General features: G+C 69.5%; 12 protein-coding genes and 1 tRNA gene. 7 read left to right on the forward strand and 6 right to left on the reverse strand.

The window, feature by feature from the left end:
• Positions 1-27 precede the first annotated feature (27 nt).
• Both JI751_RS08110 and JI751_RS08115 read left to right on the forward strand, forming a co-directional pair.
• The gene (locus JI751_RS08110; RefSeq protein ID WP_307814001.1) at positions 28-1866 is read left to right on the forward strand and encodes an ABC transporter ATP-binding protein; all 1839 of its coding nucleotides are present in this window, start codon (positions 28-30) and stop codon (positions 1864-1866) included.
• Complete coding sequence (locus tag JI751_RS08115) at positions 1863-3671, forward strand: ABC transporter ATP-binding protein (protein WP_201935353.1); 1809 nt, start codon at positions 1863-1865, stop codon at positions 3669-3671. Before JI751_RS08110 ends, JI751_RS08115 begins: the two co-directional genes overlap by 4 nt.
• Positions 3672-3703: 32 nt before the next feature.
• Here the strand turns inward: JI751_RS08115 and JI751_RS08120 are convergent, their stop codons facing one another.
• On the reverse strand, positions 3704-4138 hold the full coding sequence (locus tag JI751_RS08120) for an SsgA family sporulation/cell division regulator (RefSeq protein WP_201935355.1): 435 nt from the start codon (positions 4136-4138) through the stop codon (positions 3704-3706).
• Positions 4139-4346: 208 nt separating this feature from the next.
• Between JI751_RS08120 and JI751_RS08125 the strand changes: the two genes are divergently transcribed.
• Together JI751_RS08125 and JI751_RS08130 are read left to right on the forward strand one after the other, a co-directional pair.
• Positions 4347-4820, forward strand: a complete 474-nt coding sequence (locus JI751_RS08125; RefSeq protein WP_201935357.1) for a PGPGW domain-containing protein — start codon at positions 4347-4349, stop codon at positions 4818-4820.
• 48 nt (positions 4821-4868) lie between these two features.
• A tRNA-Val gene (locus JI751_RS08130) sits at positions 4869-4940 on the forward strand.
• 465 nt (positions 4941-5405) lie between these two features.
• Here JI751_RS08130 and JI751_RS21760 read toward each other — a convergent pair.
• From JI751_RS21760 to JI751_RS08155, 5 genes are all read right to left on the reverse strand, one after another.
• Positions 5406-5966 (reverse strand): helix-turn-helix domain-containing protein, encoded by a 561-nt coding sequence (locus JI751_RS21760; RefSeq protein WP_307814004.1) that lies wholly within the window; start codon positions 5964-5966, stop codon positions 5406-5408.
• Positions 5924-6532 carry a hypothetical protein gene (locus JI751_RS08140; protein WP_201935361.1) on the reverse strand — a complete coding sequence of 203 codons (609 nt, stop codon included), beginning with the start codon at positions 6530-6532 and terminating at the stop codon, positions 5924-5926. The genes JI751_RS21760 and JI751_RS08140 overlap by 43 nt, the downstream gene beginning before the upstream one ends.
• Positions 6533-6711: 179 nt before the next feature.
• A complete protein-coding gene (locus JI751_RS08145) occupies positions 6712-6864 on the reverse strand; it encodes a hypothetical protein (RefSeq protein WP_201935363.1) in 153 nt (50 codons plus the stop codon).
• Positions 6865-7085: 221 nt separating this feature from the next.
• The gene (locus tag JI751_RS08150; protein WP_201935365.1) at positions 7086-8102 is read right to left on the reverse strand and encodes an SDR family oxidoreductase; all 1017 of its coding nucleotides are present in this window, start codon (positions 8100-8102) and stop codon (positions 7086-7088) included.
• 50 nt (positions 8103-8152) lie between these two features.
• Positions 8153-9937 carry a glycoside hydrolase family 15 protein gene (locus JI751_RS08155; RefSeq protein WP_201935367.1) on the reverse strand — a complete coding sequence of 595 codons (1785 nt, stop codon included), beginning with the start codon at positions 9935-9937 and terminating at the stop codon, positions 8153-8155.
• Between the two features lie 436 nt (positions 9938-10373).
• Between JI751_RS08155 and JI751_RS08160 the strand changes: the two genes are divergently transcribed.
• The 3 genes from JI751_RS08160 (at position 10374) to JI751_RS08170 (ending at position 12361) form a co-directional block, all read left to right on the forward strand.
• A complete protein-coding gene (locus JI751_RS08160) occupies positions 10374-11126 on the forward strand; it encodes a ZIP family metal transporter (protein ID WP_201935369.1) in 753 nt (250 codons plus the stop codon).
• Positions 11127-11248: 122 nt separating this feature from the next.
• A complete protein-coding gene (locus tag JI751_RS08165) occupies positions 11249-11536 on the forward strand; it encodes a hypothetical protein (protein ID WP_201935371.1) in 288 nt (95 codons plus the stop codon).
• A 159-nt stretch (positions 11537-11695) separates the two neighbouring features.
• On the forward strand, positions 11696-12361 hold the full coding sequence (locus JI751_RS08170) for a hypothetical protein (RefSeq protein WP_236665839.1): 666 nt from the start codon (positions 11696-11698) through the stop codon (positions 12359-12361).
• Positions 12362-12452: the final 91 nt, after the last annotated feature.

Below are 12452 nucleotides of genomic sequence, written 5' to 3' on the forward strand. Positions count from 1 at the left end.
CTGGCGACGAGGAGGCGGGCGACACCGGTGGCCGAGGATGCGGAGCTGCGAGGCACGACGACTCTCGACGGGTTCCGCGTCCTGTGGGTGGGCGTCAAGCGTGAGCCGACGGTCTTCACCGTCGCCACGCTCGGAGCGGTGCTGTTCGGCGTCCTCACCGTCGCCGACGCGTGGGTGCTCGGCTGGTCGACCCAGCACGTCCTGATCCCCGCCTTCGAGAACGGCGAGATCGGCACGGACCTGCTCGTGTGGGTGTTCGTCCTGTTCATGAGCGTCGCGATCCTGCGCGCCATCGGCATCGTCGCGCGGCGCCTCGGCGGCGGCATCATGTACTACCGGATGCAGTCCCACACGCGGCGCGGCGTCACCCGGCAGTACCTCGCGCTCCCGATGGAGTGGCACCAGCGTCACCCCACGGGCCAGCTCCTGTCCAACGCGTACTCCGACGTCGAGGCGGCGTGGTCGCCGATCATGCCGCTGCCGATGGCGCTCGGCACCGTCGTGATGATGGTGGTCGCGGTCTTCCAGATGTTCGTCGCCGACGTCGTCATGGCCATCGTCGGGCTGCTGGTCTTCCCGGCCGTCGTCATGGCCAACCTGCTCTACCAGCGCTACGCCTCCCCGCTGATGACGCGGGCCCAGGGCCTGCGCGCCGAGGTCAGCGAGATCGCGCACGAGTCCTTCGACGGCGCGATGGTCGTCAAGACCCTCGGTCGCGAGACTGAGGAGACCGACCGCTTCCGGGCGAAGGCCCACGAGCTGCGCGACGTCAACATCCGCGCCGGCCGGATCCGCGCGATCTTCGACCCCGCGCTCGCCAGCCTGCCGGGCCTCGGCGTCCTCGTCGTGCTCGCCGTCGGGGTCTCGCGCGTCACCAGCGGCGCGACCAGCGCCGGCGACGTCGTCACGGTCGCCTACCTCCTCACGATCGTCTCCTTCCCGATCCGGGCCATCGGCTGGCTGCTCGGCGAGTTCCCGCGCTCGGTCGTCGGCTACCGCCGCGCCAAGGCCGTGCTCGACGCGAGCGGCGCCATGCCCTACGGCCCCGACGAGCTGCCCCGCACCGACGCCGGCGTCCTGCTGCAGGTCGAGGACCTCCACTACTCCTACGACGCCTCGACGCCGCTGCTGCAGGGCATCGACCTCGAGGTCCGGCCGGGTCGGACGGTCGCCCTCGTCGGCGCGACCGCGTCGGGCAAGAGCACGCTCACCAGCCTGCTGAGCCGGCTCGTCGACCCAGATGCGGGCGGGATCCGCATCGACGGCCGCGACCTGCGCACGCTGCGCAAGGGCGAGCTGCCGCGCGACGTCGCCCTCGTGCCCCAGACGGCGTTCATGTTCGACGACACGGTCCGCGGCAACGTCACCCTCGGTGCCGACGTCCCCGACGAGGAGGTGTGGAGCGCGCTGCGCACCTCGCAGGCCGACGGGTTCGTCGCCGCCCTGCCCGACGGCCTCGACACCAAGCTGGGAGAGCGGGGCACCTCGTTGTCCGGCGGCCAGCGCCAGCGGCTGTCGCTCGCCCGGGCGCTCGTGCGCCGCCCGCGCCTGCTCATCCTCGACGACGCCACCTCGGCGGTCGACCCGGAGGTGGAGGCCCGGATCCTCGCCTCGCTGCGCGACGACGTCCATGGTGCAGCCGCCTCGCTGCTCGTCGTGGCCTACCGCAAGGCCACGATCTCGCTGGCCGACGAGGTCGCCCACCTCGAGGACGGCCGGATCGTCGGGCGCGGCACGCACGCCGAGCTGCTGGAGTCGAGCCCGGCCTACGCCCACCTCGTCAACGCCTACGAGACCGACCCCGAGGCCCACTCCGAGGCCCATCCCGAGACCGCGTCGGCCGATTCCGGGAGGGACAACGCATGAGCGCCACCACGCCCACCGCCGGCACCACGATGGACACCGGTGAGGAGATCGGCGCCTTCGCCACGATCCGCCTCGGGATGAAGTACTCGCCCGAGCTGCGCGAGGGCCTCGGCCTCACCCTGGTCTTCGCGGTCATCGCCTCGTGCGGGCAGATCGTCGTCCCCATCGCCGTGCAGCAGACCCTCGACCGTGGCCTCAACGCGCCCGGAGGCCCCCGGTTCGACTACGTCGCCTGGATGGGCGTGCTGGCGGCCGTGGCGATCGCCCTCACCAGCTGGGCGTCCTACGCCATGACCAGCAGGCTCTTCACCACCTCCGAGCGCGGCCTCGCCACCCTCCGCACCCGGGCGTTCCGCCACGTCCACGACCTGCCGCTGCTCACCCAGAACACCGAGCGCCGCGGCGCCCTGGTCTCCCGCGTCACCACCGACGTCGACCAGGTCAGCCAGTTCCTCGTCTTCGGCGGCCTGATCTTCGTCGTCAGCATCGGGCAGATGCTGGTGGCGACCGTGCTCATGCTCGTCTACAGCTGGGAGCTGGCCGCGGTCGTGTGGCTCGCCTTCCTGCCGCTCTTCCTGTCGATCCGCTGGTTCCAGAAGAAGCTGTCGGCCGCCTACACCGTCGTACGCCACCAGGTGGGCGTCCTGCTCGGCGCCATCTCCGAGCCCGTCGTCGGCGCGGCCGTGGTCCGCTCCTACGGGGTCGAGGACCGCACGCAGGCGCGGATCGACACCGCGATCCAGGACTGGCAGAACGCCTACACGCACGCGCAGACCTACACCGTCACGTCGTTCTCGCTCGGCGGCCTGTCGGCGGGGCTGGCCAACGCCGGAGTGATCATCATCGGTGTGCTGCTCGGCTTCACCGGTGACATGACCCCGGGCAAGGTCCTGGCGTTCGCGTTCCTGGTGACCCTCTTCGTCGGCCCGGTCCAGATGGGCACGCAGATCCTCACGGACGCGCAGAACGCCATCTCGAGCTGGCGCCGGGTCATCGGCATCCTCGAGACACCCGCGGACCTCATCGACCCGGGACCCGACGGCGAGACGCTGCCGCGCGGACCGATCGACGTCCGGTTCGCCGACGTCACCTTCTCCTACCCCGGCGGCCCGCCGGTGCTCCGTGAGGTCGACCTCGCGATCGAGGCCGGCACGCGGGTCGCCATCGTCGGCGAGACCGGCTCGGGCAAGTCGACCTTCGCCAAGCTGCTCACCCGGCTGATGGACCCCGTCGACGGGGCCGTGCTCCTCGACGGCGTCGACGTGCGCCGCATCGAGGCCACGTCGCTGCGCCGCAGCGTGGTGCTGGTGCCGCAGGAGGGGTTCCTCTTCGACGACACCGTCGCGGCCAACGTGCGCTACGGCCGCCTCGAGGCGACCGAGGCCGAGATCCGCGAGTCGGCGCTCGAGCTCGGCATCGACGACTGGCTCGCGGGCCTGCCGCGCGGCCTGCACACGCAGGTCGGCCAGCGCGGCGAGTCGCTGTCCGCGGGGGAGCGGCAGCTGGTGGCGCTGCTCCGCGCCCACCTCGCCGATCCCGACCTGCTGGTGCTCGACGAGGCCACCAGTGCGGTCGACCCCGCGCTGGAGATGCAGATCGGCCGGGCGCTCGAGCGGCTCATGCAGTCGCGGACGTCGGTCACGATCGCGCACCGGCTCTCGACGGCCGAGGGGGCCGACGAGGTCATCGTCGTCGACAAGGGCCGGGTCGTGCAGCGCGGGCCGCACTCGGTCCTGGTGACCCAGGAGGGCAGCGTCTACGCGGGACTGCACGCGAGCTGGATCGCCCAGCACTCGCAGGTGTAGCCAGGCTCAGCGGGTCGTGCGGGAGGTCTCCCTCAGGAGGCGAGGACCTGGTTGATCAGCATGTCCACGTCGAAGTAGTCCGACTCGGTGCCCGGCGCGACCACGGCGGCGGAGCGGGCGAGGAAGTCCTGGACGTCGGCAGCGCTGGCGTGCAGCACGAGGTGGCCGTCGGGGGAGCTGAGCTCGATGCTGACCATCGCGCGTCCGGTGAGGCTGAGGGCGGGCGACACGTGCACGTCGCCGTCGCCGGCGGGGCCCGCGACGCCGCGCATGAGCAGGTCGCGACCGAAGGTCCACACGAGGTCGCCCTCGGGCGTCACGAACGTCATGGCGACGGCGAACGGGTCGGTGCTGCGGTATCCGAGGACCGTCGCGATCTCGTGGCGGATGCCCCGCTCGTCCGTGCACTCCACGGTGATGTCGCACGTCACATCGGCCAGCGTGTGACCGCTACCAGACATGTTCATCGCTGCTCCTTGAGAAAGGTGTCCGGACGGGGGTTACCGGGACTCGGTGCTCATGAGACGGCATCCGCACCGCCTTGTGATGCGAAACCGTCAAAAATGACCCGAACCGGTCCAGACCTGTTCTTGATGATCACTCATGACGAACTGGGGGAAACGTTAGCGTTTCCTTGGACCGCGCGGGGCTGGGGTGGCCGGGTAGGTTTCTCCCATGACTGGAGCGAAGCGCATCGGCCTCGAGGTGGCCGGTTGGGCCCTCCTCGTCATCGGCATTGTTGCCATCCCGCTCCCGGGTCCGGGGCTGCTGGGGGTGTTCGCCGGACTGCTCCTGCTCTCGCAGCAGTACGACTGGGCGGAGAAGCGCGTCGAGCCGGTCAAGATGAAGGCACTGCTCGGCGCGGCCCAGGGCGTCGAGAGCTGGCCCAAGATCATCCTGTCGGTGGTCGCCGCCCTCCTCCTCGCAGGTGCCGGGGTGTTCTGGATCGTCGGTCCGGAGCAGCCGTCGTGGTGGCCGCTGCCCGACCTCCTGTGGCTGCCGGGCGGCATCTGGACCGGGATCACCCAGATCGCCTCCGCGATCTTCGCCCTCGGCTTCATCGTCTACAGCTACCGCCGCTACCACGGCAACGACGAAGAGATCCAGGAGCTCAAGGACCGGGTCGAGGCGCTCAGCCAGAAGGACTGACCCGGATTCCCGGGCGACTCCCACCATGGGATATCGTTCCCGCGTCCCGGGCGATTGGCGCAGTGGTAGCGCGCTTCGTTCACACCGAAGAGGTCACTGGTTCGAACCCAGTATCGCCCACCCGAGACACCCAGAGCCGCGCTACAGGTAGCGCGGCTCTGTTGTTCGCACCGAAGAGGTCACTGGTTCGAACCCAGTATCGCCCACCCGAGTAGTTGCAGGTCAGAGGCCGGTATCCGTCAGGAGGCCGGCCTCTCGTGCAACATACGTGCAACAAGCCGTTGCGCTGGGCGTTCCACAGGCAAGCTCCCAGCGCCCCCAGCGTCCCGCCCCATGCTCTGCGCTGATGACGGTCCCTTGGCGCGTTGCGCTGCCACGCACACAGAAGGAAGGGTCAACGACGACACCGATGCGTCAACCGATGGCGCGGCCCGAGCGTGAACTGCGGCCCGAACGCGCCCTAGCGTCATCATCGACGGCGCCCAGCGATCTTGTAGAGGTAGTCGACCGACAGCGCACGCGGTACCGCAAGGCGTGACCTGGCCGGCGCCGAGGGCTTCCGGCGACGGTAACGGAGCGGCTCGTTCAGGCTCGAGCGGAAGGGATCTGCCGCGGAGCGGCCTCGAGGTCGTCGAGCTTGATTCGGATGGCGCGGTTGCCGCAGCGGTAAGCCGGGAGGGTGCCCGCCGCAATCCAACGGCGGATGGTTTTCACTGACACAGACATGGCTTCTGCTGCCTCCGCCAGGCTGAGGTAGACAGGAACGGCGCGACGCTCAGACATAGCGGCGCCCCCAAGCCAGAGCGAGATCGTTGTTGCTGAGCGCAGAGAAGGGTTGCATCGGATGCCTCGTCTTTCCAGCGGCGGCCGCTTAGTGGATGCGGGATAGAGGCAACGCGGCGGTGAGACGGACGGACGTTCGTGTGCGCGTATGTCGTTGTATGGCAATCCCGGTCGATGCGGAAGCGTGGTCAGAGCGCACAGACACGGCGTGACGCCCGCTTTCGGGGGCGAACGTGAACAGGAGACGCCCTCGCCGTAGGGCTTTGCGCCGTTAGCGTTTTGGCTTGACACGGCGTGGCCTGCGGTCAGCTCTCTAGTGTCTATTTCGGCGGCGACGGGGACAGGTACGCAGCAAGCGCGCATGCGACGGCGAGGCAGCCGCAGGTGACCTCCACCAGCTGCAGACCAAGGTGGTCGTGCTCGGCGAGCGTGCCGCCAAGGACCAGTCCTAGTCCCGAGATGAGGATGACGGCGGCTGCGATGCGGTGCCGACCGGGGACCACAGCGACCCGCAGTCCGCAGAGGCCGAGCAGGATGGCCCACACTGTGTCGCGGAAGCTGTTGCTAGCGCCAGTGGCGTTGTGGGCCACCAGGTTCCACTGGGAGACGACAAGGGTTGCTGTGATGAGCATGCACATCCAACCTGCGACGGGAGCCCAGTGAGCCTTCGCAGGATGATGGGCAGCGTCCTCCAGACGGCGGGTGCGTTGGTTGGATGCGGCTGCGTCGGCATGGGCCCGGTCCGTGTTGACCATCTCGCCGGGAGCGACCCCTGGGTGCACCACGCCGGCGCGGACTTGCCGAAGCTCTCGACGCGGAGAGAAGCCTGAGACGGCGTCGTAAAGCACGCCACCGTGGACGCTGCAGCCCACGCCTACGAGCAGTAGCGCCGTGCCCGTCACGGACACCGGGCCGGACAGCAGCACCACGCCGACACTCAGAACGGCGGCACCACTGAGAGCTCCGACCAGTCCGCCCCAGACCCAGCGGGGTCGGACCAGGTGTCGTGCCGGCCTGCCACCCGGTGTCGCGTCATCGGGCGTCGCACCATGGGATCTTGCCGCGTTGGCGGTCATGTCGGCGCCGCGTTGCAGGTGCCGCGGTGTCGTCATCGCCGGACCTCCTGCAGGTCGAGCGCGGAGAACCCCAGAGCCGTGACGGCGCTGACGAGTGCGAGGCGTCGGTGCTTGGCTGAGGCCACCGCCAGGGCGAGCATGGTGGCGGCGTGCGTCACCTCGATGGCGACGTCCAGCTCTCGCACGCACGGTCGACGTTCGCACGAAGCCGGAGGCCGACGCTGAGACCGAGAGGCCGCGATGCCCATGACCGACTGTGCGATGAAGCGGGCTCCCAGGATGCGGATCGCCGTGCGCTCGTGCTGCTGCGTCCGTCCTCCGCTGAGTCGCAGTGCCACCTCCGGACGGGTCAGGGTGCCCAGGCCGAGACCGAGCCGGACAACGTCGACCGGACGTGGTGTCATGGTCATGCCGTCCTCCTTGCGCGTACAGCGAGCCCGCCGGCCAGCGACAGAGCAGTTACGCCGAGGGCGCGGCGGTGTTGCGAGGCCCACTGCTGCGGCGAGTGCGCGATGGCGCGGTCGTCGAAGACTCCGTGGGCGCCATGGTCGTGACCGTCCTCGCCGTCGACCGGCTCCCACAGGTTGGCCTTCTGATCGTCCGGGCGGGGCGTGTCTGTCTGCTGCGACGACACGCCGGTGCGCGCGAGGTAGCGGTCCAATAGTCCGCCTGCGACCCGGTTGGCCACGATGGTGGCGGCCGTGGTGGCGCCCACCCAGTACGCCCGCCGTTGAGGGTGTGCCGCGGCGTAGAGGACGGCGCGAGCAGCAACCTCCGGTTGGTAGAACGGCGGGACTGGTTGGGCCTGCATGGGCAGTCGGGATGACACCCACCTGAATTGGGGGGTGTTGACGCCCGGCATGGCGACCGAGGTGACTTGGACGTTGCTGTGCTCGTGGCGCAGCTCGGTGAGCAGTGACTCGTGGAACCCCCACATGGCGTGCTTGGCGCCGCAGTAGGGGGACTGGAGGGGGATGCCGCGGTGGGCCAGGGCGGAGCCGACCTGGACGATCACCCCGCGGTCGCGGGGCAGCATCCTGGTGAGTGCGGCGCGGGTGCCGTTGACGAAGCCGAGGTAGGTGACCTCGGTGACGCGAAGAAACTCTTCGGGGTCGATGTCGACGAAGCGTGCGAACACCGAGGTGAACGCGTCGTTGACCCACACGTCGATGGGGCCGAGCTCAGCCTCGATCCGGTCTGCGGCTTGCTCGAGGGCGTGGTGGTCGGCTGTGTCCACCGTGATGGTCAACGGGTCGCCGCCGAGGTCGCGGACCTCCCGGGCCGCTGCCTGCAGGCCGGTGCTGCCGCGCGCGAGCAGCGCCACGTGGTCGCCTTCGCGGGCGAACAGGCGGGCGCTGGCTCGGCCGATGCCACCGGATGCTCCGGTGATGACGACGATGCGTGGGCTCTTCTTGAGTTCCATGTGCTCCTCCTGGCGGGAGTCGTGTGTGGGTTCCTTGCGGGGCGGGCCGCTCACCTGGCGCGGGTCTGAAAGCCGTGCGAGCTCACACCGGCCTCACCCAGGCGGTGGGCGGTCTCGATCAGTTGGGCGTGTACGAAGGCCTGGGGCAGGTTGCCGCGCAGCTGGCGTTGGACGACGTCGTACTCCTCGGCCAGTAGGCCCGGAGGGCCCATGGCGGCGCGGTTGCGCTCGAACCAGCGCAGCGCGTCCTCGCGTCGACCCAGGTTGAGCAGTGCGAGCGAGAGCCAGAACCCGCACAGGACGAATGCACCCTCACTCTCGTGCAGTGGGCGGTGGTCGTCGTGGCGGAACCGGTAGACGAAACCGTCATCGGTCAGGTCCTCCAGTACCGCCCGGATGGTTGCGAGGTTGCGGGGGTCGTTGGGGACGACTGCGCCTCGGATGCCGGGCAGGAGCAGCGCGGCGTCGACGGAGTCGTCGAGAGGTGAACGTTGCCACCGTCCGGAGGTGTGCCGGCAGTCCTGGTCCACTGAGGTGATCAGGCCGTCGGCGTGTCGGCGCCACGTAGCAGCGGCGTCGCCGTGGCTGCCCAGAGTCGGCGCATCTGCGGCGGCTCGCAGGCCGGCGGCGCACATGAGCCTCGAGTGGGCCCACCGGCGGTCGTCGATCTCCCAGATCCCGGCGTCGGGGTCCTGGTCACGTTTGCGGATGGCCTCGACGAGCGTGGTGACGGCGCGGCGGCCGTCGTCGTGCAGCCGGCCGCAACCGTCCGCGGCGCTAAGGAGCAGCAGCGCTTCACCGAGTGCGTCGAGCTGGAACTGATGGTTGACCCAGTTGCCGGCCCGCACCGGGGCCCCCGGGTATCCCGGAAGCGTAACGTCGTGCTCGTCCGGGACCCGACCTCCCGTCACCGTGTATGCGGGCCGCAGGTCCGGGCCGTCCGCGAGTACGCGCTCGGACACGAACTCAACAGCGCTGTCGAGCAGCGTGTGGTCACCGATGACGGCTGCTGCTCGCCCGGCGTAGCACTGGTCGCGGATCCAGGCGTAGCGGTAGTCGTAGTTGCGCCCCTGGGCGGCGCGCTCGGGCAGCGAGGTGGTGGCGGCCGCAACCATCGCACCGGTGCTGGAGGTGAGGCCGCGCAGGACGGCATAGGAATGACTGGATGCTCCCGGAGTCGCAGAAGCGCTCATGTCGGGAGTCGCTTCGTGCCACGCGCGCAGGGTGCGGTCCCACAGCTCGTGCGGGTCGGGCAACTGCCGGGGGAGCTCGTCACGCGAGATCTCCAGCACCAGGTCGCGGGACTCGCCAGCGGGTACCACCAGATCGAGGACGAGTCGCCCGTCCTCCAGGCGGGCGTGCTCGGTGGAACCGGTCCATCGGTAGGCGAGCTCGCCGGAGTGACCGTGCCAGTGACCGTCCTCGCTGCGAGCCACCGTCATCGTCCGGGCGCCGAAGTCCGCCCGCAGATCCAGCCCGACGTGGACGTGGGCGACACCCAGCGTTGCCTCGATCCGCCGCAGCAGCACGACCCGGTGCGGGTCGCCGGGAAACGCGAGCGCCTCGCGGCACTCGGTCACCGCGTTGGTCGAGACCCATCGGCTGCGCCAGATCAACGTCTCAGGCTCGTAGTAGCCGCCCCACACGAACCGGTCGTCCGCAGGGCTCACGCCGTACCCGCCGTGGCCGCCCAGCAGGCTCGAGAACACCGCGTCGTCGTGCCAGCTCGGTGAGCACATGAACGCGATGTCCCCGCGTGGTCCCACCAGGGCGCCACGCTCGCCGTCGGCGATGAGCGCGTACTGACGCAGCACCTGCGGGACCGGGCGGATCACCTCACCAGTCGCTCGTCGCGTCATCGACCCACGACCACTGTCCGCCGATCCACTGTTGCTACGGTCATGCGGCCCTCCCGTTCAATGCGCAATGGCATGTATGCTGTTACGCAACGAAAGCACGATGAGGGGAGGGACACAAGGTGCGACCTCATCCGCCGCGGCGGACCCGAGGCATAGCGCCGGTGTCGATGCCGGACGACCCCACTACCCCACTACCTCTCGGTCTCGCCGCAGTTCCCGCCCACGCCGCCTGCCCGCCCCGCGCGACTCCCGGCAGCTGTCGCATCACGCCCAGTCCTCCCGGCGAGCCGACACCCCCAGCAAACGAGCAAGCCAACGAGCAAGCCAGCGAGAACCGCAACGACCAAGGAGACCGCCATGCTGGACGAACCTTCCCTGAGCACCGCACTCGTCCTGCGACCTTCCTGCTGACATGCCGATCTGGGCGCAAGCGGGACTGTGGGGCTCCGTCGCGGGGGGTGCGCTGGTCGTTGGCGCCCTCGTCGCCTGGCTGACCGCCGTGCCTCAGCGCGTCGTGGCCTCGGTGATGGCTTTCGGTGCTGGTGTGCTCATCTCCGCCCTCGCGTTCGACCTGGTCGACGAGGCGGAACGAAGCGGAGGCCTGCTGGCGACCGTGGTCGGCTTCCTGGCTGGCGCCGTCGCCTACCTGCTGTCCAACCTCGTCCTGGCCAGGCGAGGCGCACGGCACCGCAAGCGCTCCGGCACCCAGCAACCGAGCGAGCAGGACCACGACGGCAGCGGCTCCGCCATCGCCATCGGTGCACTGCTCGACGGCATCCCCGAGTCAGTCGTCCTCGGGCTCTCCCTGCTCGGCGGTAACGGCGTCGGCATCCCCGTGCTCGCGGCGATCTTCATCTCCAACCTCCCCGAGGGGCTCTCGAGCGCGGCCGGCATGAAACGCAGCGGCCGGTCAGCGCGCTACGTGTTCGGTGTCTGGGTCGGTGTCGCCCTCGCCAGCGGCGTCGCTGGGCTCTTGGGCTGCCTCCTCCTGCAAGGTGCCTCAGCGCAGGTGGTTGCCGTCATCACCGCCCTGGCGGCCGGCGCCATCTTGACGATGGTCGCCGACACCATGATTCCGGAGGCGTTCGAGCGCACCCACCTCTACGCCGGTCTGTTCGCCACCGCGGGCTTCCTGACCGCGTTCACGATCGGCCGCGCCGGATGACGCGCCCCGCAGCACGCCAAGGAGCCCGACTCCGGCTCCACCGACCACAACCCCGCAAGCCCCTACGTCTCAGCCAGCTAACACACGAAGGAAGTCCACCAACCGAGGAAAGGATGCGACCGATGTTCACCCTCACCCACCAAGCACACGAAGCGGTGCGGCAGATTTCGAGCTCGGGAACCACCGCGGAGGTCCCGGGCCTGCGCATCAGCCGCCGCAGCGACCGTCCCACCTTCGCCGTGAGGCGCGCCGCCGCCCCCCAAGAGATGGACCGGGTCGTCGAGCACGATGGTGCTCGCGTCTTCCTCGCACCCATCGCCGCCCTGCGCTTCGCTGACAGCGTGCTCGACGTCCGCACCGACCAGACCGGTCGACTCGAGTTCATTGTCCGCGACCACGATGATGACTGACTCCAACCGGGCCCGCCGGACCCGTGACGAACCGCGAGTGGGGCCACGTCGAGGCCCAACGGCAAGGGGCACCGTAGAGCGCAGCGCGTTGCCCTCGGTCGAGCTGAACCGGCCGCAGCGGGACCGGTTCATCAGTTGTCACCGAATGGTTACGACGTCGTGACCTTCACGCTCGGCCGGTGGCCTCGTGGGCAATTCGGCGCGGTCGCTGTGACCGGAAACAGTGCCGGCGAACGTTCGGAACAACGTCTGTCTCACCGGCGTCTTGGTAGTGGTGGAGACATGCCTCACGCCGAGATGAACGACCGCACACAGATGGACGAACCGGGCCTACAGCGTCCCCACCGCCACCGCCACGGCCACCGCCACCGCTACCGCTACCGCCACACCGGTCCACGACATCGGCTGGCGGTGGTGATGCTGGTCGTGTGCGTGGCCCTCGCCGGCCTGTTGTCCTCCTGCAGCCAGGAGGGTGTGAGCGGCGCGGCGCCCTTGAGCGAGCGGGCCGAGAACGACGTCCCCCTCAACCCTCCGACGTTGCGGTTCCACGTGTCCAAGGACGGCCGGGTCGAGGCCTCACCCGACCGGGAGGCCGAAGCCGGCGAAGTCGTCGCCATCGTCCTCGAGAACGAGAGCGACTCCCGCTACGAGCTGCGCCTGATGGACCCCGACGGAAAGGACGTGTTCACCGTCGAAGCACCGGCGGGCGAGCGCGGAGATGGTCGCGCAATGCCTCGCGTCGTCGGAACCCACGTCGTCAAGATCTACCCGGCAGACACCCCGCAAGCTGCGGAGCAGTTCCTCGTTGAGGTGTCGAAAGCCTAGGAGGGCTCAGGTGCGAACCACCCGAACCACTCGAGCCGCCGACCGGCGACCTTTCGAGAGAGCACGCATGCGCGGGGTTCAACGAGCACGG

This window comes from Nocardioides baculatus (genome assembly GCF_016735675.1).
GTDB classification, from domain to species: domain Bacteria; phylum Actinomycetota; class Actinomycetes; order Propionibacteriales; family Nocardioidaceae; genus Nocardioides; species Nocardioides baculatus.

What these genes read in the sequence shown, in the direction of transcription:
- JI751_RS08125 (WP_201935357.1), top strand. Translation starts at nt 4,347, where the DNA reads ATGACTGGAGCGAAGCGCATCGGCCTCGAGGTGGCCGGTTGGGCCCTC.
- JI751_RS08160 (WP_201935369.1), top strand. Translation starts at nt 10,374, where the DNA reads ATGCCGATCTGGGCGCAAGCGGGACTGTGGGGCTCCGTCGCGGGGGGT.
- JI751_RS08115 (WP_201935353.1), top strand. Translation starts at nt 1,863, where the DNA reads ATGAGCGCCACCACGCCCACCGCCGGCACCACGATGGACACCGGTGAG.
- JI751_RS08120 (WP_201935355.1), bottom strand. Translation starts at nt 4,138, where the DNA reads ATGAACATGTCTGGTAGCGGTCACACGCTGGCCGATGTGACGTGCGAC.
- JI751_RS21760 (WP_307814004.1), bottom strand. Translation starts at nt 5,966, where the DNA reads ATGCGCGCTTGCTGCGTACCTGTCCCCGTCGCCGCCGAAATAGACACT.
- JI751_RS08150 (WP_201935365.1), bottom strand. Translation starts at nt 8,102, where the DNA reads ATGGAACTCAAGAAGAGCCCACGCATCGTCGTCATCACCGGAGCATCC.
- JI751_RS08165 (WP_201935371.1), top strand. Translation starts at nt 11,249, where the DNA reads ATGTTCACCCTCACCCACCAAGCACACGAAGCGGTGCGGCAGATTTCG.